The sequence below is a fragment of the Streptococcus mutans genome, from assembly GCF_006739205.1.
Taxonomy (GTDB): domain Bacteria; phylum Bacillota; class Bacilli; order Lactobacillales; family Streptococcaceae; genus Streptococcus; species Streptococcus mutans.
In genome coordinates this window covers 277011-300912 of sequence record NZ_AP019720.1, presented here as the reverse complement: position 1 = coordinate 300912, position 23902 = coordinate 277011, and the positions used below count along the sequence as shown (strand labels likewise).

The 23902-nt window shown below is 35.3% G+C and carries 26 protein-coding genes and 1 pseudogene; 5 read left to right on the top strand and 22 right to left on the bottom strand.

Translation table 11 applies throughout. From position 1 onward, the window contains the following. Positions 1-210: 210 nt before the first annotated feature. Entirely contained in the window at positions 211-375 is a 165-nt protein-coding gene (locus FNL60_RS01595) for a hypothetical protein (RefSeq protein WP_002265308.1), read from the bottom strand. 439 nt (positions 376-814) lie between these two features. Between FNL60_RS01595 and FNL60_RS10455 the strand changes: the two are divergent. Further along, positions 815-1027 (top strand): annotated as a pseudogene (locus FNL60_RS10455) (IS3 family transposase); the annotation flags it as partial. 122 nt (positions 1028-1149) lie between these two features. Here the strand turns inward: FNL60_RS10455 and FNL60_RS01580 are convergent. The 3 genes from FNL60_RS01580 to FNL60_RS01570 form a co-directional block, all read right to left on the bottom strand. Continuing rightward, the gene (locus FNL60_RS01580) at positions 1150-1554 is read right to left on the bottom strand and encodes a hypothetical protein (protein WP_002280427.1); all 405 of its coding nucleotides are present in this window, start codon (positions 1552-1554) and stop codon (positions 1150-1152) included. Between the two features lie 85 nt (positions 1555-1639). After that, positions 1640-1858 carry a Blp family class II bacteriocin gene (locus tag FNL60_RS01575; protein WP_025985888.1) on the bottom strand — a complete coding sequence of 73 codons (219 nt, stop codon included), beginning with the start codon at positions 1856-1858 and terminating at the stop codon, positions 1640-1642. Between the two features lie 30 nt (positions 1859-1888). Further along, positions 1889-2110 (bottom strand): Blp family class II bacteriocin, encoded by a 222-nt coding sequence (locus FNL60_RS01570; protein WP_002312090.1) that lies wholly within the window; start codon positions 2108-2110, stop codon positions 1889-1891. 266 nt (positions 2111-2376) lie between these two features. On the opposite strand from FNL60_RS01570, the gene FNL60_RS01565 reads away from it, so the two are divergent. Then, a complete protein-coding gene (locus FNL60_RS01565) occupies positions 2377-2523 on the top strand; it encodes a ComC/BlpC family leader-containing pheromone/bacteriocin (RefSeq protein WP_002280232.1) in 147 nt (48 codons plus the stop codon). 136 nt (positions 2524-2659) lie between these two features. Here the strand turns inward: FNL60_RS01565 and FNL60_RS01560 are convergent, their stop codons facing one another. From FNL60_RS01560 to FNL60_RS01510, 11 genes are all read right to left on the bottom strand, one after another. Beyond that, on the bottom strand, positions 2660-3985 hold the full coding sequence (locus tag FNL60_RS01560) for a sensor histidine kinase (RefSeq protein ID WP_002280233.1): 1326 nt from the start codon (positions 3983-3985) through the stop codon (positions 2660-2662). Further along, positions 3982-4734, bottom strand: a complete 753-nt coding sequence (locus FNL60_RS01555; protein ID WP_002280234.1) for a response regulator transcription factor — start codon at positions 4732-4734, stop codon at positions 3982-3984. The genes FNL60_RS01560 and FNL60_RS01555 overlap by 4 nt, the downstream gene beginning before the upstream one ends. 480 nt (positions 4735-5214) lie before the next feature. Then, positions 5215-5853 carry a VTT domain-containing protein gene (locus FNL60_RS01550; RefSeq protein WP_002265117.1) on the bottom strand — a complete coding sequence of 213 codons (639 nt, stop codon included), beginning with the start codon at positions 5851-5853 and terminating at the stop codon, positions 5215-5217. A 46-nt stretch (positions 5854-5899) separates the two neighbouring features. Then, entirely contained in the window at positions 5900-6526 is a 627-nt protein-coding gene (locus FNL60_RS01545) for a hypothetical protein (RefSeq protein WP_002265453.1), read from the bottom strand. Positions 6527-6600: 74 nt separating this feature from the next. After that, on the bottom strand, positions 6601-7911 hold the full coding sequence (gene der, locus FNL60_RS01540) for a ribosome biogenesis GTPase Der (RefSeq protein WP_002265452.1): 1311 nt from the start codon (positions 7909-7911) through the stop codon (positions 6601-6603). 12 nt (positions 7912-7923) lie between these two features. Beyond that, complete coding sequence (dnaI, locus tag FNL60_RS01535) at positions 7924-8823, bottom strand: primosomal protein DnaI (RefSeq protein WP_002280235.1); 900 nt, start codon at positions 8821-8823, stop codon at positions 7924-7926. Next, positions 8824-9993 carry a DnaD domain protein gene (locus FNL60_RS01530; protein ID WP_002280236.1) on the bottom strand — a complete coding sequence of 390 codons (1170 nt, stop codon included), beginning with the start codon at positions 9991-9993 and terminating at the stop codon, positions 8824-8826. Continuing rightward, positions 9980-10471 carry a transcriptional regulator NrdR gene (nrdR, locus tag FNL60_RS01525; RefSeq protein ID WP_002262120.1) on the bottom strand — a complete coding sequence of 164 codons (492 nt, stop codon included), beginning with the start codon at positions 10469-10471 and terminating at the stop codon, positions 9980-9982. Before nrdR ends, FNL60_RS01530 begins: the two co-directional genes overlap by 14 nt. Before the next feature lie 369 nt (positions 10472-10840). Beyond that, complete coding sequence (gene gcrR, locus FNL60_RS01520) at positions 10841-11533, bottom strand: response regulator GcrR (protein ID WP_002262121.1); 693 nt, start codon at positions 11531-11533, stop codon at positions 10841-10843. Positions 11534-11889: 356 nt separating this feature from the next. Beyond that, on the bottom strand, positions 11890-12426 hold the full coding sequence (locus FNL60_RS01515; RefSeq protein WP_002280237.1) for a DUF177 domain-containing protein: 537 nt from the start codon (positions 12424-12426) through the stop codon (positions 11890-11892). After that, a complete protein-coding gene (locus FNL60_RS01510; RefSeq protein WP_002274867.1) occupies positions 12419-12994 on the bottom strand; it encodes a TetR/AcrR family transcriptional regulator in 576 nt (191 codons plus the stop codon). Before FNL60_RS01510 ends, FNL60_RS01515 begins: the two co-directional genes overlap by 8 nt. Before the next feature lie 107 nt (positions 12995-13101). Between FNL60_RS01510 and FNL60_RS01505 the strand changes: the two genes are divergently transcribed. Further along, positions 13102-13809, top strand: a complete 708-nt coding sequence (locus FNL60_RS01505; RefSeq protein WP_002265123.1) for an ABC transporter ATP-binding protein — start codon at positions 13102-13104, stop codon at positions 13807-13809. Position 13810: 1 nt separating this feature from the next. Further along, positions 13811-16423, top strand: coding sequence for an ABC transporter permease (locus tag FNL60_RS01500; protein ID WP_002280238.1), 2613 nt, complete (start codon positions 13811-13813; stop codon positions 16421-16423). 136 nt (positions 16424-16559) lie between these two features. On the opposite strand, the gene htpX is transcribed toward FNL60_RS01500, so the two are convergent. Together htpX and FNL60_RS01490 are read right to left on the bottom strand one after the other, a co-directional pair. Next, positions 16560-17459 (bottom strand): zinc metalloprotease HtpX, encoded by a 900-nt coding sequence (htpX, locus tag FNL60_RS01495; RefSeq protein WP_002262126.1) that lies wholly within the window; start codon positions 17457-17459, stop codon positions 16560-16562. A gap of 9 nt (positions 17460-17468) precedes the next feature. Then, positions 17469-18029, bottom strand: coding sequence for a LemA family protein (locus FNL60_RS01490; protein WP_002262127.1), 561 nt, complete (start codon positions 18027-18029; stop codon positions 17469-17471). Between the two features lie 87 nt (positions 18030-18116). Here FNL60_RS01490 and rsmG point away from each other — a divergent pair, with 87 nt between their 5' ends. Continuing rightward, positions 18117-18830 carry a 16S rRNA (guanine(527)-N(7))-methyltransferase RsmG gene (gene rsmG, locus FNL60_RS01485; protein WP_002274870.1) on the top strand — a complete coding sequence of 238 codons (714 nt, stop codon included), beginning with the start codon at positions 18117-18119 and terminating at the stop codon, positions 18828-18830. Positions 18831-19053: 223 nt separating this feature from the next. On the opposite strand, the gene FNL60_RS01480 is transcribed toward rsmG, so the two are convergent. The 5 genes from FNL60_RS01480 to FNL60_RS01460 form a co-directional block, all read right to left on the bottom strand. Further along, positions 19054-19887 (bottom strand): energy-coupling factor transporter transmembrane component T family protein, encoded by an 834-nt coding sequence (locus tag FNL60_RS01480; protein ID WP_002270261.1) that lies wholly within the window; start codon positions 19885-19887, stop codon positions 19054-19056. Beyond that, positions 19880-21556, bottom strand: coding sequence for an ABC transporter ATP-binding protein (locus tag FNL60_RS01475; protein WP_002265445.1), 1677 nt, complete (start codon positions 21554-21556; stop codon positions 19880-19882). Before FNL60_RS01475 ends, FNL60_RS01480 begins: the two co-directional genes overlap by 8 nt. A gap of 28 nt (positions 21557-21584) precedes the next feature. Further along, complete coding sequence (locus FNL60_RS01470) at positions 21585-22130, bottom strand: ECF-type riboflavin transporter substrate-binding protein (RefSeq protein ID WP_002265128.1); 546 nt, start codon at positions 22128-22130, stop codon at positions 21585-21587. Between the two features lie 9 nt (positions 22131-22139). After that, positions 22140-22985: an SAM hydrolase/SAM-dependent halogenase family protein gene (locus tag FNL60_RS01465; protein WP_002280239.1), complete on the bottom strand. Its 846-nt coding sequence runs from the start codon at positions 22983-22985 to the stop codon at positions 22140-22142. A 123-nt stretch (positions 22986-23108) separates the two neighbouring features. Beyond that, a complete protein-coding gene (locus FNL60_RS01460) occupies positions 23109-23885 on the bottom strand; it encodes a carbon-nitrogen family hydrolase (RefSeq protein ID WP_002278262.1) in 777 nt (258 codons plus the stop codon). Positions 23886-23902 lie beyond the last annotated feature (17 nt).

The window sequence follows — 23902 nt, the reverse complement described above, 5'->3', positions numbered from 1 at the left end:
CGCATCAAGTTAGATAACTATGAAAAACGAAAGCTTTTTAGTTCTCATCTACTTTAATTAGCTTCTTTCAAAATTAAAATAATAAACATGAAAAGAAAGACTAAAATGAATCTTAGACAAAAAATAGTTTTAGAAGATAGCAAAGCTTTTATCCCAAATAAAAGTAAGATTAGCAGAATCTTTAGTATTATCAACAAAATGTACTTATCCTTATTTTGTTTTTATCTTACTGTATTCTCTAAAAACGCCAAATAAAAACAATAGCATACCGATAGATGCAAACATCATCTGCCAAATGTTATTTGAAGTCAAAAGAACCTTAACTCCTAAAAATATGATTATCAAGGCAAAAGGTACTACTAAATACTTTTTCATGGCTTACCTCCAAACATATTTTCTATAATTTTTCAATTAAATTTACTAAAAGCAGAAAGCTGCTGCTCCGATCATCGCCTCATTAATTATTCTTCATGGACCACCTACAAGAGGTATATTCTAATGCTATAGCGGTAACAACGACCGCAGGAGAACTACTCTATTAGTAATAATATCAAATTTAAAAATAATAATATTGACTTAAAAATTTCATTGTTCTCCTTTTATTATAGAGCGTAGATTTACTTTTTAATAAGTAATTCTGTTACTTAAACTTTAGAAGTTAGATTAATCAGTTATTTCTAAAATCGAGAATAAAATCAATCAATCATCATATTCCAAACAATAGAATAATGCTATTCCAAAGAATTATCTTACAGATCTTCTGACCTGCACCCAAAAAGTTGGACAGAAAATCTAACGATTGGGGTGTTTTTTGATGAAATTAACGTACGAAAATAAACTCAAAATATATGAGCTGAGGAAGAATGGGATGTCGTGGTCCCAACTTAATCAAAAGTGTGGTGTGAGTCTGTCTAATCTCAAATATATGGTAAAACTTATGGATCCATATGATCTTGAAAGAGTTAGAAAAGGAAATAACACTTACTTATCCCCAGAATTAAAGCAGGAAATGATTGATACACTCCTGAAAGTCCAATTAATTAAAGTAAACTCTAATCAGTGGATACTTCAAGAAGATTACTTTACATTAATAATAATTTTTAACAATTGTTCCTATTCAGCATTATATTGCCTGAAAGTAAAAACTGTTTAGCGTCTCTTATGCAGTTTAATGAGTTCAATTAGATTCCAGATGATAACAATAACTAAGAGTATATTTACAATAATTAAAGCAGTGCGCTGAGTCGTATCATTAGTTGTAATTGCTCGGTAAGAGCACACTAATAGAACTAAAAACGAAAAGATAGTCACGGCGGTTTGAGTTTGATACTGAGTAAATTGCTGTTCTGCTATAGGGCGTTGGTTTAGTTCTTTATAGGCAAGATAAGCTACTAGGAAAACCAATAAAGACAGTATTCCAAGCGGAAGCCAGAGCCAAATAGAACTTTTACTATCTATCATATGGAAACAAAGATCAAGAGCCAAAAAACCACTTAGAACAGCACCTAACCTAAGAAAACGTAATACTCTAGAACTGCATTTTGATAATTTCATTAACTTACCTTTCTATGATAGTTTATGCTAAACTAGTTCCCATATAAGGATAAATATGCGACATATAATTATTCTGAATTTTTTATTAGTGCGGAAAAGCGATATTTAAACCTGCACCGACTACTCCACAAGCTACAAGAGCAGCTGGAACAACGTAGACCCCCGTACTTGCGCACGCAGTTACACCCTTTGCTGCACCATAAGCACCTGAAAGGAATGTATCAGCAGCTTGACGGCTTCCACCAATTGTTTGAGATAATTCATCTCTTGTTAAATCATTATAACTATTCACATCAAAACTCATAATATTTTCCTCCACATTCATTTTGCTTTATCACCTTAAAACTCCCCAACCAGCAGTGCAATACTGAGCCCCTAAGATAGCTCCCCCAACTGTTCCAACAACTGGAAAAGCTGAACCAATCATTGCTCCCGATCCTGTACAAATAGCCAGAGCTGAAGCAAATTCACCAAAACCTGGTTTACTTCCACCTTCAATAGCTGAAAGTGCTTCATTATCCATTACGTTAAATTGTTCAAATGCTTGTGTATTCATATGATAAATCCCCCTTTTCCATTTTTAGTTTTTTGTCTGGCTGCGCAACCGACATCTTTAGTATAACAATTTATTTTCAAAATGGAGCAAAATATCCTAAATGGTAGCTATTTTGTCCTAAACGGTCATTTTTGATATTCTGAAACTACCATTACCAGCTAATTTTACATTATGTGTCCTAAGGAAAATATTACTTTTTCAAGAAAATCCATGATTTTTTCATAAAAAATAGTATACTAATTATAATCAAAAAAAGGAGATATAAAATGAAAAAAACACCATCATTAAAAAATGACTTTAAAGAAATTAAAACTGATGAATTAGAGATTATCATTGGCGGAAGCGGAAGCCTATCAACATTTTTCCGGCTGTTTAACAGAAGTTTTACACAAGCTTTGGGGAAAATAAGATAGGCTAACATTAGAATAAAACAAGGCTGGATTTGTTATTCCAACCTTTTTAAATGTAAAATAAGAATACAGGGTTAAATAATCAAGTGTGCTGTCGTGGATGAGAAGATAAAACTATCTCTTAGAGAATAGGCCTCCTCTATTTCATTATTAGGAGTTGCTTGAATAAATGATGATGACTGCTTGTTTGTAAACTGGTTTTGGGATAATGTTCAAGAATATGATTCACCTTTGCTAAACCAATACCGCGATTGGAGCCTTTAGTGGAATAGTTTTCTTTAAAAATTTTACTCACATCTATTTGTTTTTCTTTGGAGGAATTCTGGATGATAAAGACTATGCTGCCATTTTTCTTAAAAAAGGCTAACTGAATTTCAGGTTTTAGTGATTCGAGAGCGGCCTCAATAGCATTATCGCACAAGATAGAAAGTATAGTAATGAAATCAAGCAACTCCATATCAGGCAGCTGTATTTTACCTGAGACCTCTACATTGACAGCAATTTTTTTATTTTGAGCTTCTAAGATTTTTGCTGATAAGATACCCTTGACAGCATCGTTTTGAATATTAGCTAGATGGCCGATATTATAACGGGTATCCTGCAATTGATGTCCTGTTTTTTCTAAGATTTGATGGTAAATCTTTTCAATACTAGCTAAATCTTTATTTTCAATGCCTAATCTGAGGCTAGTTAAAATATTCAGATAATCATGGCGGAAACTTCGAATATCCTTGTAAAGAGATTCTATTTGCTGACTATACTGGGTGATATTTCGAATCTGAGCTTCCTTTTGTGCCATTATCTCATTTTGAACCTTTTGTTTGGTATATTGGCTTAAAAATGAGATCAGAATCAAAAATAAAATAAGATAGACAATAACGACAAATTTACGAAATTTTAAAGTCGGTATCACATTATAACTCTCTATAATATACAATGCCTGTATTAAAAGGTAGTATAGAAGCATAGTAATATTCATTGGGATCAAGCGTTTTTTGACCTTCATCTTGGTCAAACTATCTTTAAGTCGACCAATATCAACATTGAACACACTTAGAAAGAGGTAACTTAGCGCTATTCCTGCAAACTCGATCATATAGGTGGTTATAATGCTACTGTCCATTACAATTCCTTGAGTTCCATCCAAGATAAAGAATATGATTGCCCGCCTAAACAAGTCAGAACTGGCAACAGGCAGCAGACCATAAAATATATTTAGAGAAAGACTATTCTGTCTATTAAGATAAATTGATAAAACTATAAAATAAAGAGGCTCTGCAGGATAAAACAGGTTTACATTTACCATCGTAACAGCAATCATTATCAGAAAATTGCTTATCGAAAAAAGAGTTAATTCCTTTTTCGATAAAGTGACATTACTTACCTTAGAAAATAGAAACAAGAGAAATAGAACGGTTAGATAAGTTAATAAACCATTTGAAAGTATCATTAAGGCTTCATTCATTTTGCTCTCCTTTGATCAGCAATCACAGCTCTCAGTTTTGTTAACTTAGTTCGTGAAATAAGACAAGACTTATTATTTCGAAAATAGGCCAAGCGTTTTTTCCGATCAATACGGGTAATATTGGCAGGATTGACAATAAAAGAGCGATGGCACTGAAAAAGTCTCTTATCCATTTTAACAATGTCAGTCATACTGCCGTAGAATTCAATCCGTTCATCATAAGTATAAAGGCAGAGCTTATGGGCTGTTGAAGATGTTTCAAAATACAGAATCTCAGCAAAAGGGACCTGAAACTGAGTTTCAGATGAATGGAAAATAAAAAGTTCCTCTGATTGACCATTCTTCTGGCTGTTTTCCATAGCATAATACAGCGCTGATTCAATGCGGTGGGAGAACTCCTCAGGATTCAAAGATTTATCAATAAAATCCAAAGCAGATACCTGATACTGAAAAGTGAGGGGCATAAACTCAGAATGTGTCGTGACAAAGACAATAACCGCACTAGGATTATGCTGTCTAATCTGATTGGCTACTTCCAGTCCTTTCTTTTCCTCTTTTTTGATTTCAATATCCAAAAAGAAAATCTGGTGACTGCCCTTTTCAGGGATAGTATCAATAAGTTGTTGTGGTTTTCCAAAAATAGTCAATTCTTTATAAGACCAATTTTTTTCTTTCATGATAGCTGCAATGGTGGTTTCAAGACGTCCTTGCTGTAAAAAATCATCTTCCAATACAAAAATAGAAATCATTATTTCTCCTTTAATCTTCTGTTTAGGTTAGCTGATTAACACTATACACAGAAAAGGTATAAAACGATATCACTCAATAAAATCTACTAACTCTACTAACTTAATAACCCTACTTATCTATTCGCAATATAATCAGATGATTAAGCATTTTTCACTCATTCTAGTGATGATAAACATTTTGCTAACCGCAAAAAAAGAAAAGTTTCTTCTATAAGTATGAACCGCTGTAAATTATGTTCGATTATATCACAGTTCTCTAAAACCGTTAACCACTTTGACTCACTTATGCTATTTTCAAAAAAGTGATAAGCAATAGATATAGCCTTAATCCCTTGAAGATAACAAATCAATCTTAAAGAAGATTTCTTTGATCATGTTCAACTCTTCTACATATTCTATACGGCAAAAAACGACTGATTAACAGCATTAGCATTACTGCTTTTTTTTCTGTTAATCAGCCGTTGTCAATTGATTATATAATTATTTTTTCTTTTTGCTGGTTTTGACGACAGTAATAGCACTTGGTAGTAAAGTCACAAAAACAATGGCCAAGATAATAGCAGAAAAATGTGTTTTAACAAAAGGAATATTACCAAAAAGATAGCCAGCTCCTGTAGCAATCACTGTCCAAGACAAAGCAGCTATAAAACTGCGTTTAATAAAAGAAGGCACAGGGAATTGACTAAGACCAGCTACAAAAGGAACAAAAGTTCTGATAATCGGGATATAACGTCCTAAAATGATAGAAGTTGAACCGTATTTTTCAAAATAAAGCTCAGCATCTTTGATATTATCTTCTTTAATAAATTGGCTGAAAAATTTGTGATGCACCAAACGATAACCAGCCGTACGACCGATAAAGAAATTACAGGTATCTCCAACAAAAGCAGCTATGAAAAATAAAATACCAAAAACTAAAACACTAAAGTGCATCTTAGGATTGGCTGCTAAGGCACCTGCTGCAAATAAGAGGCTGTCTCCCGGCAGAAAAGGAAGAATGACTACACCTGTTTCCACAAAGATTACTAAAAATAGAATTAGGTAAGTCCACAAGCCAACGGTATTGGCAATACTATAAATATAGTTATCAATATGTAAAATAAAATCAATAAAAAACATAATTTTTTCTAATAATCCGAAATCCCTTTAGACTGCTGTTTAATACCTATGATTTAGTTGCTTGATAATATGGCATCAATTTATCAAAGCCTTGAGCCAATTGATCAGTTAGTATAACTAGATCTGATCCCTCTGATATAGGTATGTCATACTTGACCAAAACTTTTCGAACTTGACCGTCAGCAACTTTTTGCCGTAACATCTGACGATAAGCTTCTGTTCCTGAAACCCGATGACTTTCACTTTTCTCTTGAGCAAAATAATAAAGCGGTTCAGCAATCGGTATGTCTAAAACTTTATGCTGTTTAGCTAGAGTCGCCTTTGATTTTTTGCGTTCAATAAAACTGACCTCTACTGAAATACCAAAATTAGCTGAATTCCCATAAAGCCTGATGGCAAGTCCAACATCGTCCTGATTATCTTCAGGTTGTTTATAATAGCACCAAAAATGCGGTCTGGCAACTTGTGCCTGATTAGCCCAATTACTGACACGCATCATCTCAAAAGGAGAAACTTTAAGAGCAAGCACCTTAGCTATCTCTGTAAATTCAGCACGCGCAGATTGTCCTAAGGTTTTCAAAGCTATCATTTCTTCAGCCAAGGAACCAGCCTTTTCTGGTTTAATATACTTAAAACCTTGCTGTGTCAAATAAGCTTTTAGATTTTCAAACATTTTTTCCTTTCCATACAACCTATCTATGCTTGCTTTATTGTTAAAAGCCTAAAAGTAAGAAAGCAAAGATTACCTTATTTCCGTTTCCTTGCAATCAAGCGGATAGGGGTTCCCTCAAAAACAAAAGCTTGGCGAATTTGATTTTCCAAAAAACGCAAATAAGAAAAATGCATCAGCTCTTCTTCATTAACAAAAATAACAAAGGTTGGCGGTTTGACCGAAACTTGTGTCGCATAAAAAATTTTGAGGCGCTTTCCTTTATCTGTTGGTGTGGGATTGATTGCCACAGCATCCATGACAACATCATTTAAAACAGCTGATGGAATACGGGTATTTTGACTTTGGCTTACTTGTTTAATCACGTCTGGCAGTTTATGCAGTCGTTGTTTGGTAACTGCTGATACAAAAACAATGGGAGCATAAGGGATATATTGAAAATTGTCACGAATATCTGCTTCCCATTGTGCAACAGTACGATTATCTTTCTTAATCGCATCCCACTTATTCACAACGACAACAATCCCTTTACCAGCCTCATGAGCAAAACCAGCAATGCGCTTGTCGTATTCACGAATACCTTCCTCAGCATTCAACACCATCAAAACAATATCTGAGCGATCAATCGCACGCATAGCACGCATAACAGAATATTTCTCTGTATTTTCATAAACTTTACCTGACTTACGCATCCCAGCTGTGTCAATCATGGTAAATTCTTGGCCTTCTTCATCCGTGAAGGTTGTATCAATCGCATCACGGGTCGTACCAGCTACTGGTGATGCTATAACACGATCTTCTCCTAAGATAGCATTGATTAAACTGGATTTACCAACATTGGGACGTCCGATCAAACTAAACTTAATAATGTCTGAACTCTCTTCTTGCGCCTCTGCTGGTAAATTATCAACGATAGCATCAAGAACATCTCCTGTACCAATACCATGAGCAGAAGAAACAGGATAAGGGTCCCCCAGTCCCAAGGCATAGAAATCATAAATAGCACTGCGCATCTCAGGATTATCAACTTTATTAACAGCTAAAATAACCGGCTTGTGTGTCCGATAAAGAATCTTTGCTACATATTCATCGGCATCTGTGATACCTTCCTTAGCAGATACCACAAAAACAATCACATCAGCCTCTGTCATAGCAATATCAGCTTGATGCTTAATTTGTTCCATAAAGGGAGCATCAACATCGTCAATACCGCCCGTATCAATGATTGAAAATTGGCGATTAAGCCATTCCGCCTTTGTATAAATGCGGTCTCTTGTTACTCCTTCAACATCCTCAACGATGGAAATACGCTCACCAGCTATACGATTAAAAAGCGCTGATTTGCCGACATTTGGGCGTCCGACAATAGCAACTGTTGGTAAAGCCATTATTTCTCCTTCTTATCTTCTATTTTCACCTTCAAGGTGAATTTCTTTTGCTAAATAACGAATACGCTCCATCACACGCTTAGCCTGCCAAGTTTCATCGCTCCCTTTTATATTCGCTAATTTCGCCTCTAAATCCTTAAAACTATAATTAGAGGTAAAAAAGGTTGGCAATTCTTCTAACATCCGATATTGTAAAATAACCTGCAGAACTTCATCACGAATCCAAGAAGTGCTTTGTTCAGCACCAATATCGTCAAGAATCAGAATATCAGCCATCTTGACAGCATCAATTTCTTCCTTAACCGTTCCTGTGTTGATGGCATTCTTGACATCAATCGTAAAACTCGGAAAATGCAGCAGTGTCGTTGCAGCTCCTCTTTGTTCTGACAATTCATGAGCCATGGCTGCCATGAGGTAAGACTTACCAATTCCCATATCACCATAAAGATAAAGTCCTTTTTGCTCAGGATTCGGATACTGCTCCACAAAATCAGCTACCCTTTTAAAAACATCTAGTCGCTTGACATCATCAAGATTAATATCATCAAAGGAGATGTTCTTATAAGATCTTGGTAAACTAACCACATTAATTCGGTCAGAAATCGCTTGAGCCTTCTTTGCAGCAATCAGTTCTTTTGTCTCTTTATAGGCGACATCTGCATAACCTTCATTCATCACAAGAAGCGGCTGATAGCCCTTGGCAATATAGGCCTGATCATGATTTTCAAAGCGAGTACGCTCTAAACGATATTGATTGAATTTAGGTAAACTAATTTTAATTTGTTCTTTCGACAGATGGTGAGCAGCAATGAAATTAGCAATTTCCTGATCTGATAAAATGGCTTGAGTCATTTTTTCTGTATCATACTTATGGTTATCTTTTTTAGCCAATGTCTGTCCAATTGTTTCCACTTACTCACCATCCCTTCTCAATCTTGCTAAAGTTTTGCGTTTAATCTCGTCTAAACGAGCCTGCTCATCTTCAGTTGTATTATTTTGATAGTCTTGATTGCTCCATTCAGGAACATTGTTTTTTGAGCTTTCTTTTATTTTTTTTTGATTTTGCTTTGTTTTACGTTCGGCAAAGCTACGTAGTTTAAGTACTGCCTTTTCTGCACTGTCTATCTTTTGAAAAGCAAAATCATTCGCAATTTTCATGATATAAGTCTTGTTAATATTAGCTGTATTTGTTTTATCAAGAGTATACAGCAGCATAATATTGATAACCTCATCCAAAAAGCCCATCTCTGCAAGCTCTACTAACAAGCTGCGTTCATCCTTTGTAATAGCAGCATGCCTTGTTTTTTTTATTTTAGCAAGGAAAACTTCTACTTTGTCAGCTTTAGCCTCTTCTATAATAATTTGTTCCTTTTTAGAAAAAGAGTTATCTGCATCAACATGATCCCTTTGTTCTTGTTTAGCTTGCATACGTTTCAGAGAAATTCTATAATTGCTAGCAGTCTCTTTAGCTAAAAGATAGGTCTCATACCAAGTAAGCTGATATTTCTCAGAAAGGATGTACAGCGCAATAACATCTGTTTGTTCATCAGTAAATTGCAAGTTATCTCGTATCATTAAATCCTTAAAATGATCTAAGTCAAAATCCGTCTTACTCTTGGGTGTTTTTAAATCGAGTTGACCTGCAGCAGTAAAAACTTCAGAAAATTGTTTAGAAAGGTCTTGGGCTTCTCGGGGAAGATGTAAATCCAAATGTTCAACTGCAACTTGTCCAATTTTTTGTTCTAAAAGATGGCGATAGACAGCATTTTTTAGAAAAGTTTCTGCATTTAAAGGAGCTTTTAGTTTAATATAATAAAGATTTTCTTGTCGATAAAAAACTAACAAATCCATAGCCGTCAGTACAGATAAGGCATTCTCAAAACAAGCCATTCCAAATTGAGTATGATTGAGAATCTCACTAAATTTGTGCTTCTTTTCACCGTTATCAAAAAAACTGACAAAATATTGATAAAGCCCAGCAGCATCACTGCCAATAATCGGAAAATAAAGGCGCATCAAACTATTTGTATCAGAAGTCAAATAATTTTGCTTGACATAGAGAAATTCATCAATTGGTTTCATCTGCTTTTCTCTTTTTCTTACTTCTTACACGATTTGTGATTTGCTGCAAAAGAGCTTCAATCTCATCAACATCTTTGAAACTACGGTAAACACTGGCAAAACGAACATAGGTAATTTCATCAAGTTCTGCCAACTCATCCATAACTAAATTCCCAATAACAACGCTAGATACTTCACTATCATAATCACTGCGAATTTTTTGTTCAATATCATTGACAACTTTTTCAATAGCACTGCTAGATACTGGACGTTTTTGAGCACTTCTAATAATACCATTGAAAATTTTGTCACGAGAAAATTGCTCTCTGGTACCATCTTTTTTAACAACTAAAAGCGGTAATTCCTCAATTCTTTCAAAAGTTGTAAAGCGTGTATGACAATTTTCACATTCCCGACGGCGTCTAATGGTGTTTCCTTCCTCAGCTTGACGGCTATCAACAACACTGGATTTTAGATAATTACATTTTGGACAACGCATGAAAACACCTCAGTTCTAAGACTCAATTAATACTTTATTTTACCATATTTTTCATCATAACAAAAGAAAATGGAATGAGCCTTTATATTTTGACCGAGGTGAGAAAACGTAGCTAATCGTGAATTCATATAGTCTTCTATGCCCTATTTGGAATTAAAAACTTAAGCAACGGTTAAAACCGTTGCTTAATCATTCATTTTAAATGATACCTATGAGGTCCAATTTCTAATCTTATCGCCTGTCATGGTTGTAACTGTTTTACTCAAGCCATTCAGAGCAAACTTAACTTGTTGAACTATTTTTAAGACTGAAACAAAAGTTAACCCCTATTTAAAATAGCAGTTGAACCACTTCAACAGACCTAGACATTTAATTATTTTCGCGAATGATATACCCCATGCCGCGGACAGTCTGAATATAGCTTTCTTTACCGGGAACATCAATCTTCCCACGAAGATAGCGAATATAAACATCGACAACATTAGTTTCAGCTTCTTGATCATACTTCCAAACACGGGCCAAAAGCTCTTCTCTAGTCATGACTTGATTGATATTTTCTACAAGAGCATTTAATAAATCAAATTCACGTTTAGTTAAAGGAATTGTCTCACCATTTCTAATGGCAGCTCGGTTATGAACATCTAATTTCAAATCACGATAGGTAGTGTCATTTTTAGAAGAATGCTTAGCTTTCTCAATATCTTGACGACGAAATATGGCACGAACACGAGCTAGTAATTCTTCAATAGCAAATGGTTTAACGATATAACCATCTGCTCCACGATCAAGACCAGTCACAATATCCATAATGGAGTCACGAGCAGTGATAATAATAACATAAGTTGTCTTTTCCAATTGTAAACGACGAATCACTTCATACCCGTCCATCTCTGGTAACATTAAATCAAGAAGGATGAGATCGAAATCTTTTTCAAGTGCTCTTTCCAGGCCAGAACGCCCATCATATGTCACTTCAACCTCATATCCTTCATGTTGTAATTCTAAAGAAACAAACTTTGCAAGTTTTTTTTCATCTTCAATAATTAAAATGTCCTTAGCCATATACTCCTCAACAAAACTCTAACAATTTCTATAATATTTCTTTAATTAAATAAAACTTTTATAATCAAACTATAAATTCTAAGCAACAAACTTATTACAGTTCTATAACATCATTGTTTTTTTATTATTATAAATAGGAAACTCCTTACGTTACTAAGGAAAAAACAAAATCTATTAAAATCTTTTAGGTATTTTATTTTTCAAAATAACCCATCAGTTTTTTCATTATACTATTTCTAGTTCCATTTTTCAATGGGTAGAGGACATCTTTCTATACTTTTTCTAAGAAAAAAATTTGATTTATCGAACAATTTGAAGCTTTGAAGCTATTTTCTAATATCATATAAAAAGAAGGTCTATTTCTCATCAAATAGACCTTCCAAAGCTGCAAAAGGGCTGCTCTTTTCTTTCTTTCCTTTTTGTAAATTTTGATATTGCTCTTCACTAAGAAGACTCCAATTTTGACCAGAAGGTAAACTTTGTTCCTGTTCCTCTTCTTTTGTCAAAACTCTTAGAGGAATGTTAAGTAAAATATTATCAATAACACTTTCTTTAAGATCAATCCCATCATCTTCTAAGATTAAAAAAAGATCCTCATCCATAAAATCTTTTTTGGCTTCTAGTTGACTGTTTTCGATAAAAACTTCATTAATGGAAAAAATTTTCTTTTGTTCAACAGGTTTCATAGAACGGCTAGAAGGTAACGTGATGATGTAGGTTAACTCGTAGTTTAACAAATAAAAGTCATCATCATAAGTCACTTTTCCTTTAGCAGAGACTTCTCTGAGGGCCAATACATCTGGATTTCGCTGTTGCACAGCCCTCTCAATGGCTAATTTTTCATTAAAGGAAATACCTTGTGCCTGCTTTTTTATATCAATAACATTAAACATTGACTTTTTCTCCTATTAATTCTACTGGTGATAAAAAACGCGTTTTAATTATTATATCAATAATCTCTTGACTCGTCCGTGGAGTTTCTTCATCAAACCAAGTATAGATAATAGAAACAACACTCATCGTCAACAAATCTAAAATATAATCTTTAGGAATATTGAAATGTTGATTATTTTTATCAATATTCCCAACAATAAATTGTTTGATGAGATCAATCAAACGTTGTTCAAAATTTTTGTCTCCGTTTTTTCCGATTAAAATTTGAAAGATAGCATAATTTTTTTCAACATAAGCAATGAGATAACGAAGTTTACCTAAACCACTGTCATAAAAAAGGTCATCTTGCAAATTTTCTTCAATGACTAAAAATAAGTTCTCTTCAATTGTCTTAATAAAATCGTTTATATCCAAATAATGCAGGTAAAATGTTCCTCTAGAAACTCCTGCCTTTCGAGTTAGAGCAGACACGGTCAGTTGACTCAATGGCGTCTCTTTTAAAAGATCCACTAAGGCCTCCAGAAGATAAGATTTAGTATTTTCTTTTTTGGTTTCATAACTAGACATATTAACCTCTTGCCAAATAAACAGAATGTTTATTTTTTGTTCATTGAAATTGGTATACTGTATAGTATAATCTACTGCATCAATAAATTAACATAAAGGAGAAAGAAATGTCAAACCTTATTAGTTTAAAAGATGTTTATAAAATATACAATGAAAATAAAGAAGACGAGGTCCGTGCCAATAATAAAATCAACTTTACTATTAAAAAGGGGGAATTAACGATTATCGTCGGTAACAGCGGTGCTGGAAAATCAACCCTGCTCAACATTTTAGGCGGTATGGATCAAGCGACTCGCGGACAAGTTCAGATAGGAGAGAAAAATTTAACAGACTTATCAGAAAGAGAACTTACAACTTATCGCCGCTTGGATGTTGGTTTTGTATTTCAATTTTATAATTTAGTTCCCAATTTAACAGCTCTTGAAAACGTTGAGCTAGCCAGCGAAGTTGTTAAAGATGTCCTTGATCCGAAGGACGTCTTAGACAATGTCGGCCTTGCCAAACGAACAAACAACTTTCCAGCACAATTGTCCGGTGGTGAACAGCAGCGTGTTTCCATTGCTCGGGCAATGGCCAAGAATCCTAAATTACTATTAGCAGATGAGCCAACTGGTGCCTTGGATTATAAAACAGGTAAGCAGATTTTACAACTCTTTCAAGAATACGTCCGTACAACTGAGAAAAATGTTATTATTGTGACTCATAATTCAATGATCAAGCCGATGGCTGATCATGTTCTTGAAGTATCTGACGGGCAAATCAAGGCAGATTATTACAATGAGAAGCCAATTCCTATTAAAGATTTGGAGTGGTAATATGAAAACATTAACAAAAAATATTTTCCGTACATTTAGACGGACTTGGGCACGCTTTTTATCGGTAAGCTTATTGATTGGTCTTGCTATTTTTGTTTTTGTTGGACTCTTCTCAGCTGGGCCTGATATGCGGCAAACCGTCATTAGGCAATTTAAAAAAGAAAATTTAGCTGATGTTCAGGTTATAGCCAGTGATAAATTTACCGATGCTGATAAAAAGACACTCAATCATATCCATGGTATTCGTGCAATTTCCTATGGCAAGCAAACTGATGCTGAACTGGCTGACAAGGGTATTCATATCATCAGCAATCCTAAAAATATCTCAACTTTAAAAGTTATCAAAGGACGGCTAGCAAACTCTAATGATGAGATCGCCATTGGCGAACAGTTCCATAAAAACATTGGTGAGTACATTACGCTTAAAACGAACGATTTGAAGATAAAAAAAGTGAAAATTGTTGGTATAGTCCGTACATCTGAATTTATGTCTAAAACTAAGTTAGGACAAACAAATGTTGCCGATGGAACCTTAAGTTACTTTGCTGTTATGCCTGACTCCAATTTTACTATTTCAGACAATCTTGCACGTGCTACTTTTAAAAATACCAAATACAAAAAAGCCTATACCAAAAACTATTCAGATACTGTCTCTGAAAATATCGAAAAATTGGAACGGGTCACGCAAAAGCTGACTAAAAAGAATCAAGAACAAGCTTTAGCAGATATTTCAAAAAAAGAAGAAAACCTTAAAATGGCTGAGGTAACGCTCAAACAAAAAGAACTTCAGCTTAAAGAAAATGAGCTTCAACTCAATGTAACTGCCCAAACTGCAACTTCTTATCAAGCTCAACTTCAAATAGCTAATCAAAACGCTCAGCTTCAACAAGAAAAGGATAAATTAAAAAAGCTTAAGACAGATTTAACTCAGAAAAAAATAAACTTGAAGAAGGCAAAAAAACAAGTTAACCTTTTAAGCATTACTGTTCAAGAACGCTCTCAGTTTGCTCATGGTTACTCTGATTACGGCAGTTCGGCAACACGAATGGATGCCTTGGCACTCGTACTTCCCGTTATTTTCTTTGCTATTTCGCTTATGGTATCCTTTACCACCATGAGACGCATGGTAACAGAAAAACGTATTGAATTGGGGACATTGCGAGCTCTTGGTTTTACTAGAAAAGAGGTCATGCGGGAGTACATCCTCTATAGCACAGCAACAGCTATTTTGGGTACATTCTTTGGGAGTTTATTAGGAACCTTCTTCCTACCAAGCAGGATCTACAATATTTTTGCCGATGGTTCTTATCAGCTAGGTAACATAACCTTTGTCTATAACATCCCTCTTCTTCTAATTTCACTGGCTCTTTCTCTTGTGAGTACGCTCTTTGCAGCCTACTGGGCAGCCAGACAAGAACTCAAGGAAAAACCAAGTAGTCTTACGCTAGCTAAACCACCAGCAATCACCAACAAAATTTTTCTGGAACGCCTTACCTTTATTTGGAAAAAACTTTCCTTCTCAAATAAAGTGACACTTCGTAATGCCTTTCGTTATAAATCGCGTATGTTTATGACTATTTTTGGTGTTATGGGGTCTATTTCCCTACTGATTTTAGGAATCGGCATCAGGGATAGTTTGATAGAACTTGTCCCCAGCCAATACGAGCATATTTCAGCTTATGACATGATTGCAGTTTACAATCCTAGTTCTTCTGATGTGGTTTCTTACCAAAAGATTATTAAGAACGATGCCAATCATGAACTTGCTATCGGCTATGAGACCTTTTACGCCAAATCCAAAGAGCTTCTTGATAGCCAATCTATCCAAGTTTTCACTGCTAATAACTTTAAAGACTATATCAAGTTAGATAAAGAGCCAACTGCAGACGGTGCTATCTTGTCACAAAAATTAGCACATGCCTTCCATTTAAAAGTAGGTGACAGACTGACTGTCAAAAATAGTGAAGGAAAATCGTATCATATTAAAGTCGCAGGCTTTACAACAAATTATGTTGGCCATATGATTTACATGAAACCAAGTTACCATGAAAAAGTCTTTCATGAAAAGTACGAAAACAATGCTTATTTGATTAGAACCAAAAAGAATATTGAAAACCAAAACCTAGCAGAAAAAATCAATAAAAACAAAGCGAGTCTAACTATCGTTAAAAGCAAAGTCCTTCGTCAAACAATCAGTGATTTCCTAAATGGCTTAACTAACATTATCTTAATTATTATTTTTGTTTCTATTATGCTAGCTTTTATCGTTCTTTATACTCTAACAAGTATCAATGTCGCTGAGCGGGAAAAGGAATTAGCAACCATCAAAGTTTTGGGCTTTTATCAAAAAGAAGCTCTCATGTATATCTTTAAAGAGACCTTCCTTCTGACAGCTATCGGTATTTTATCTGGTTTAGCTCTAGGTTACTTCATTCATAAATACGTTATGACTGTTATTCCTCCTGAATATGTCATGTCAATCCCCGGTATCACTTGGACTAATATCCTTATATCATCTGGAGCTGTTCTCTTCTTTACTTTTATTGTTATGATTATTATGAATCGACACATTAGAAAAATTGATATGTTAGAGGCTTTAAAATCAGTTGATTAACAAGAAGAAACAAACTGGAAGCAATTGTTTCCAGTTTGTTTAACAATAAAGCTTTAGCGAAAACTCTAACATGAGAAACCTTCGCATCTAAAGTTAAAAACTTATAGAGTCCCTGATTTTGAACACCGATTTCTCTCTACACTTGTTCTAAACGTCTAATTCTATCAGCAATTGGCGGATGAGTATAAAAAAGGTGCTTTAAACCCGATTTTTTCTTAGGATCATTGATATATAGCGCAGCACTGGCATTATCAACAGAGTGAGCCATGGGCTGAGACTGTTCTAATTTTTGCAGAGCCCTAATCATTCCTTGCGGATTGCGTGTTAGTTCAACAGAACTGGCATCTGCCAAATATTCTCGCTGACGTGAAATAGCTAATTGAACAAGACTGGCTGCCAAAGGAGCTAAGATAATGGCCAGAAGAGAAAAAATAAGAAGGATAATTTGTAGGTAACCGCCGCCTTCATTATCATTTGAACGGCGGCTCCTGCCGCCACCAAACCACATCATTCGACCGCCTATACTCGAAATCAAGGTGACAGCACTAGCAAGAGCAACAGCAATAGTTGAAATTCGAATATCATAATTCCTGATATGACTAACCTCATGCCCAATAACGCCTTCTAATTCTTCACGATTCATAATAGCTAAGAGTCCAGTGGTTGCAGCCACTGCAGCATTTTGGGGACTGGATCCTGTAGCAAAAGCATTGAGCGAAGGATCGTCAATCACATAAACACGGGGCATAGGGATTTGTGCCACCATAGCCATATCCTCAACAATATGATAATAGTCTGGCATTTCATCTACTGTAATTTCTTTGGCATTATTCATGGCCATGACAATATTGGTTGACTGAAAAATCATACTAAAAGCATAAATAAAGCCGATAATCAAAGCAATAGCCATGCCGCCTACCAAACTATCCAACCAGAGATAACCGACTGCCGCACCAATAGCAGCTAAAAGCATAAAGAAAACAATCAGAAGAACGATTGTTTTTCTTTTATTGCTAGCAATTTGATTAAATAGCATAATACACTCCTAAGCCATATCTCCAAAGTCCACTTTTGGCACTGATTTTTCTTCTTCTGGTGTTTCTAAAAATTCCTTAGCCTTAAAACCAAATAAACCAGCAATAAGATTACTTGGAAAGGTTTCTAACTTAACATTGTAGTTAGCTGTGGTTGAATTGAAAAGTTGACGTGAATAAGAAATTTTATTTTCTGTATTTGTCAGTTCTTCTTGCAACTTAAGAAAATTTTGGTTTGCTTTGAGATCAGGATAACTTTCTGCAACTGCTAAAATACTAGCCATTTGTTTTCCGAGAGCATCACTAGCTTTCATAGCTTCATTAGGCGTACTGGCATTGGCTACCTTACTGCGCAGTTCGGTTACTTTTTCTAAAGTGCTTTGTTCATACTTAGCATAACCTTTGACTGTTTCAAGCAAATTAGGAATCAAATCATTGCGGCGTTTCAACTGAACATCAATCTGACTCCAAGCCTCTTGCGTTTGCATACGGCTTCTTACAAGGCCATTATAACCGACAGTCACCCAAATCACAAGAAGGATGACAATAACTAAAATAATCCAAATCAACATGTATTATTCTCCTTAAAAATTCTTCTTACTATTATATCAGAAAAAGAAGATTTATGTTAGAATAAGTGATAATATAAAGGAGAAATCATGACCCCTGAAGAATTTTACCAAGCTTTGGCCAAACATCACATCAACTTATCTGCTAAACAAAAAGAACAATTTGACCTTTATTTTAAATTATTGGTGGAATGGAATGATAAAATCAATCTTACTGCCATTACTGAGGAAAAAGAAGTCTATCTTAAACATTTCTATGACTCTATAGCACCACTTTTATCAGGCTATATTCCTAATGAGTCTTTAAAACTTTTGGACATTGGGGCAGGAGCTGGTTTTCCTAGTCTACCAATGAAAATTATTTATCCCCAGTTAGACGTCACTATCATTGACTCACTGAATAAGCGTATTAAATTTCTTAATTTATTAGCTGATGCTTTAGAACTTGACAAGGTTCATTTTTACCATGGCAGGGCTGAAGATTTTGGACAAGACAAGAATTTTCGAGCTCACTTTGACCTTGTTACGGCCAGAGCTGTCGCTCGTTTACAAGTGTTATCCGAACTGACCATTCCCTTTTTAAAAGTCGGCGGTCAATTGCTTGCTCTTAAAGCCAGTGCTGCTGATGAAGAATTAAAAACTGCTCAAAATGCTTTAAACTTATTGTTTAGTCAAACAACTAGCAGTGACAACTATCAACTTCCCAATGGAGACGGACGCAATCTCACTATTATCACTAAAAAGAAAGAAACACCGAATAAATATCCACGTAAGGCCGGAATGCCTAACAAAAAACCTTTGTAGTTCTTATTGTAATGAATTTCTTAAATAAAAAGGCTCTAGAATGTCTATAGTGGGATAATCCACTTGGAATTATAGAGCTTTTTGATTATATAAAAGAATTTTTAAAAAGACGATTAATGGACTGACCTCCCAAAGTTAGATCGTAAAAATCAACTTTGATAAAGTCACTCACATGAATCATCTTTTTTGTTTTTTCTATTGAAAGGAGAGTGTTTTCTCACACTTAACCTGCCCATGGGTTATAAAATCGTCCTTTATTAAGAGCAAATAAACTTAGACTGATTAGTAAAATCAAACAGGCTAGAAATATAGTAAGAAAGTCATTTTTTCTAAAAGGCTGATAAGTATACCAAGTTCTCTTCTTGTTTTTGCCAAAACGACGAAGTTCCATGGCAGTGGAAATGGTATCTATTCTATCCAAGGAGCTGAAAATGAGCGGAACAATAATTTGAACATTCCCTTTAATACGACTCATTAATCTGGCCTTTTTTGATAATTCCAATCCACGCGCTTCCTGTGAAGTTCGAATCATATAAAATTCTTCCTGAACATCAGGAATATAACGCAACGTTAAACTAACAGCGTAGGCTATTTTATAAGGAACCCCAATTTGATTGAGACTGGAAGCAAATTGACTAGGATGAGTCGTCATCAAAAATAAAATAGCCAGAGGGACTGTACAGAAATACTTGAGAACTAAATTTAAAAGATAAAAGATTTCCTGACTGCTTAAGTAAAATCCACCAAATCCTTCAAATAATAAGGTCTTTGCTCCATAAATTTTTTCTCCATAATCAGGTGCAAAAAGATAAACCATGACAACATTCAAAACCGCAAATACGGTTATGAATTTCATGACAAAAGAAATGTCGCGCCAATGAATGTTTGCCATTTTAAAGAGAAAGATTGAAAGGATACCTACTGCTGCAATCAAACGCGTATCATAGGTTGTCATACAAGCAATAGAAACAAGGAGAAAGAAAAGTAGTTTACTAGCACCTGATAGCTTGTAGAGAAAACCTTGACCATCATGATAGCCAATTAAGGGTTTATTCATCTTCTCCTCCTTGCTGATCAATATAGTAATGTGTCAGAGCAATTGGGTCACAATTCAGTCTTTGCGCCAAATCAAAAATGCTAGTTTGTTTAAGATTGGCTATTCTTAGTATGTCCGGTTGATTAAAGAGAGTAATGGGACTTTGATCAGCTAGAATTTGACCATCACTAATAACCAAGGCTCGATCAGAATATTCTAACATGAGTTGCATATCATGTGTAATCATAATAATAGTATGCCCCAAAGCATGCAAATCATTTAAGAAAGACATCATTTCTGTATAATGCTTCTTATCTTGTCCTGCTGTCGGTTCATCTAAAAGAATCACCTCTGGATTCAATACCAAAATAGAAGCAATGGTCACGCGTTTTTTCTGCCCGAAGGAAAGGGCTGAAATGGGCCACTTGCGAAACTCATAAAGACCGCAGGTCTTTAAAACCTTCAAAACGCGCTTTTCGATCTGACTGTCATCAACACCGCGTAAGCGGAGTCCCAGAGCAACTTCATCAAAAATCATCGTTTGACTAATCATTTGATTAGGATTTTGGAGAACATAGCCAATACGCTCGGAGCGTTCCTTGATAGAATCAGATGCAATATCCTGGCCTTGATAAAAGATTTGGCCAGCGTAGGAAATAAACTGACAAAGAGCTTTGGCCAGCGTTGATTTACCTGCACCATTTTTGCCAACAATAGCAAGACGTTCCCCCTTATTAAGGGTAAAAGAGAGATTCTTCAAAATGGGACGCTCTGAACTATAGGCAAAATTAAGGTGTTGAATATCAAACAAGACTTGTGGCTCTTGAGGTTCTTTTAGGGAAATATCGCCTGCAAAACTGACACCAGAGAGATCAAGCTGTTCAAGATTGGCTAAATGAGAAGTATTTTTGATATCCAAACCAAGATGACGTAAAACAGTCACATAAAGGGGCTCACGAATACCATTTTCTTGTAAAAGACTAGTCTTTAAAAGATCATTAGAACTTCCATTAAAAAGAACTTGACCTTCATTAATCAGTATAACCCGATCAACAGGTCGATAAAGAACATCTTCTAAGCGATGTTCAATAATAATAGTAGTTGTTTCTGCCGTCTGATGAAGATGATCAATCAAATCTATGGTGTCCTGACCAGATTTTGGATCTAGATTGGCTAAAGGTTCGTCAAATAATAAAACAGGGCTTTCATCAATCATAACACCTGCCAAACTGACTCTTTGCTTTTGTCCGCCTGATAAATCCTGCGGACGATGTTGGAGCAATTCTTTTAAATCTAATTTGTCTGCCCAAGTGTCCACCCTCTCAAACATTGTCTCATGGGCTACACAATCATTTTCCAAGGCAAAAGCAAGATCTTCTGCTACTGTTAAGCCAATAAATTGCCCGTCTGGATCTTGTAAAACAGTTGAAACAAGATGAGATTTTTCATAAATAGATAGGTCAAAGACATCCTTGCCATCTATTGTCAAAGAACCTTCAGCCTGCCCTTTATAAATATTAGGAATAATGCCATTTAAACAGTGCCCTATGGTTGACTTTCCACTTCCAGACGGCCCAATAATCAGTACCTTTTCCCCTTTCTCAATAGAAAGTGTGATTTCTTTCAAGGTTGACTCTGCCTGAGCATCATATTTAAAAGAAAAATCCTTGAATTCAATAAATGGTTTCATAAAAATGATTTTCCTAATCTTCTAGAGGTTAATCTTTTGATAAACTTCCTGCTTGTGTCCGACTTTTTGCATAAATAGCCAAAAGAATGGTAGCGCCAACACCAACTGTTAGAGCATTGGCAACACTAGCTAACAAACCTTGAACAAAAACCTTGCTTGCTGGCTCTTTAAAAATAATGATATCGCCAAGAGGTGCGATAACTCCCCAAGCAAGAACGTTTACCAGCACTTGAACAATATTAAAGGTAACAACATCTTTAGTTGAAAAGATTCCCTTTTCAACACGAAGACGATTTCTCAAAAAACCAATTCCAAGACCAACAAGGCCGCTTGGAATAACCCATGACCACCAAATACCATAACCAGCAAACATATCTTTTACCATATGACCGATTAAACCAATAAAGAAGCCGACAACTGGACCAAAAATAACAGCTAAAAAGGCTTGAACAGCATATTGCAGCTGAATACTTGTATTAGCAAAGAGTGGAATATTGATAAACATACCAATAATAACAAATAAGGCTGCTCCAATCCCTGTTGCGACAACTGCTTTAATTGAATTATTTTTCATTTTTTCTCCTTAATTTAATTTTTTGATTTCGATACGCCACTGAGGTCCGACACCGACATTGTAGGCATTAGCAAAAGAACCTTGGTTAATAGCAACGCCCACACGATAGAGAGAATTGATATAAATAATGGGTTGACCAATCCGAACAGCTGCAAATGATTTGCCATAGGTCACTTGATTTTGATAAACGAGCATATCATTATTGTAGATAGTTACTTCAAAGCGATCATTGAATCCTGGCTTAAGCGTGTAAAATTCTTCACGTGTAATAGACGTCCATAAAGAACCAAAACGAACATCCAGAATATCAACGGCACCACGAACAAGATTATCTTCAATAACGGTTTCAACCACTGGTAATTCTACTATAGATTCAATAGCTAATTCTGGACCAACTTCTTCAAAAGAAATATGATCACTAGCCAATTTGGCTCCTGTAAAGGCATAGACATCACGTCCATGAAAAGTGTAGGATAATTCTGTATTACGACGACGATTCTCAATTTCTGAAATCTCACGAACAGCTTTGATACCAACATGTTTCTTGATATAAGATAAAGTCCCATTATCAGGCGTCACAATATACTGATTTCTTGACGTTAAGGCCACAACGCTTTTTCTGTCTGAGCCAACTCCCGGATCAACCACTGATACAAAGGTAGTTCCTTGAGGCCAATATTCAACTGTCTGAAAGAGACGATAAGAAGCTTCAAAAATGTTGTAAGGAGTTATTTCATGAGTTAAATTGTGAATACCGAGTGTTGGGGCTTCTTGCAAAGCGACACCAATCATCGCAGATACAGCACCATCAACCAAGCCAAAATCTGACTGCAAGACTAATAAATTATTACTCATTTTTAATAATTTTGCCCTTCTTTCTTATTTACTTCTTATTTATCTTATCACAAGATTATTGTTTTTTGTAGACTGTAAAAGAGTAGAAACAGCTATAGTTATTACCTATAACTGTTTCTTCATTTAATAAAGTTCCAAACGTCTATCTTTAAAAACAGGAATCTGACCACGAACCTTTTTAACTTGGTTTAGATCTATCTGAGCACTAAAAACTCCTTCACAATCATTTGCCTCTAAAAGAATTTTTCCCAAAGGATCAATGATTAAAGAATGACCGTTGAACTGGTCCTTGAGCCCCTGTCCGACACGATTAACAGCAATGACAAAGGCCTGATTTTCAATAGCACGCGCTTGTAAAAGGATCCTCCATTGTTCAATGCGGCTGCTGGGCCACTGGGCTGAAACAAATAAAAGAGCAGCATCTTGACTCATCAAATGACGAATCCATTCAGGAAAGCGGATATCGTAACAAATAACATGGCTGGCACCAACAGTTCCAATTTGAAAATGACTTTCTCTTTGTCCAGCAGTCAAAAATTTATCTTCAGCCATTAGACCAAAAAGATGGACCTTATCATAAGTATTTATCAGCTGTCCTTTCGAAGAAAAACTGTAAGCTGTATTGTAAAATTGGCCTTTTCGTTTAGTCGCTACAGATCCAGCAACTAAAGTAACTCCATGTTTCTCAGCAAATTGACTAAGCCAAGGACGGCTGACTTTCCCATCTTCATCAGCAATTTTTTCTAATTTATCCAACGCATAACCACTGTTCCATAATTCTGGTAAAACAATGACATCCGGCTCTTCTAAGAGTGCTTCTTGTAAAAGATTTTGGACGTTTGCCTGATTAACACGAGGCTGACCATCTTTTATATCTAATTGCAAAAGACTAATTTTCAAAAAAACACCTCCTCAAG

Bases quoted from the DNA above. Each gene is read 5' to 3' on its own strand.
- FNL60_RS01470 (WP_002265128.1), bottom strand. From the start codon at position 22,130: ATGAAAAATAATTCAATTAAAGCAGTTGTCGCAACAGGGATTGGAGCA.
- FNL60_RS01480 (WP_002270261.1), bottom strand. From the start codon at position 19,887: ATGAATAAACCCTTAATTGGCTATCATGATGGTCAAGGTTTTCTCTAC.
- FNL60_RS01500 (WP_002280238.1), top strand. From the start codon at position 13,811: ATGAAAACATTAACAAAAAATATTTTCCGTACATTTAGACGGACTTGG.
- FNL60_RS01465 (WP_002280239.1), bottom strand. From the start codon at position 22,985: ATGAGTAATAATTTATTAGTCTTGCAGTCAGATTTTGGCTTGGTTGAT.
- htpX (WP_002262126.1), bottom strand. From the start codon at position 17,459: ATGCTATTTAATCAAATTGCTAGCAATAAAAGAAAAACAATCGTTCTT.
- FNL60_RS01505 (WP_002265123.1), top strand. From the start codon at position 13,102: ATGTCAAACCTTATTAGTTTAAAAGATGTTTATAAAATATACAATGAA.
- der (WP_002265452.1), bottom strand. From the start codon at position 7,911: ATGGCTTTACCAACAGTTGCTATTGTCGGACGCCCAAATGTCGGCAAA.
- FNL60_RS01475 (WP_002265445.1), bottom strand. From the start codon at position 21,556: ATGAAACCATTTATTGAATTCAAGGATTTTTCTTTTAAATATGATGCT.
- FNL60_RS01595 (WP_002265308.1), bottom strand. From the start codon at position 375: ATGAAAAAGTATTTAGTAGTACCTTTTGCCTTGATAATCATATTTTTA.
- FNL60_RS01580 (WP_002280427.1), bottom strand. From the start codon at position 1,554: ATGAAATTATCAAAATGCAGTTCTAGAGTATTACGTTTTCTTAGGTTA.
- nrdR (WP_002262120.1), bottom strand. From the start codon at position 10,471: ATGCGTTGTCCAAAATGTAATTATCTAAAATCCAGTGTTGTTGATAGC.
- FNL60_RS01545 (WP_002265453.1), bottom strand. From the start codon at position 6,526: ATGTTTGAAAATCTAAAAGCTTATTTGACACAGCAAGGTTTTAAGTAT.
- FNL60_RS01490 (WP_002262127.1), bottom strand. From the start codon at position 18,029: ATGTTGATTTGGATTATTTTAGTTATTGTCATCCTTCTTGTGATTTGG.
- FNL60_RS01560 (WP_002280233.1), bottom strand. From the start codon at position 3,985: ATGAATGAAGCCTTAATGATACTTTCAAATGGTTTATTAACTTATCTA.
- FNL60_RS01570 (WP_002312090.1), bottom strand. From the start codon at position 2,110: ATGAATACACAAGCATTTGAACAATTTAACGTAATGGATAATGAAGCA.
- FNL60_RS01575 (WP_025985888.1), bottom strand. From the start codon at position 1,858: ATGAGTTTTGATGTGAATAGTTATAATGATTTAACAAGAGATGAATTA.
- gcrR (WP_002262121.1), bottom strand. From the start codon at position 11,533: ATGGCTAAGGACATTTTAATTATTGAAGATGAAAAAAAACTTGCAAAG.
- FNL60_RS01530 (WP_002280236.1), bottom strand. From the start codon at position 9,993: ATGAAACCAATTGATGAATTTCTCTATGTCAAGCAAAATTATTTGACT.
- FNL60_RS01515 (WP_002280237.1), bottom strand. From the start codon at position 12,426: ATGTTTAATGTTATTGATATAAAAAAGCAGGCACAAGGTATTTCCTTT.
- FNL60_RS01565 (WP_002280232.1), top strand. From the start codon at position 2,377: ATGAAAAAAACACCATCATTAAAAAATGACTTTAAAGAAATTAAAACT.
- rsmG (WP_002274870.1), top strand. From the start codon at position 18,117: ATGACCCCTGAAGAATTTTACCAAGCTTTGGCCAAACATCACATCAAC.
- FNL60_RS01510 (WP_002274867.1), bottom strand. From the start codon at position 12,994: ATGTCTAGTTATGAAACCAAAAAAGAAAATACTAAATCTTATCTTCTG.
- FNL60_RS01555 (WP_002280234.1), bottom strand. From the start codon at position 4,734: ATGATTTCTATTTTTGTATTGGAAGATGATTTTTTACAGCAAGGACGT.
- FNL60_RS01550 (WP_002265117.1), bottom strand. From the start codon at position 5,853: ATGTTTTTTATTGATTTTATTTTACATATTGATAACTATATTTATAGT.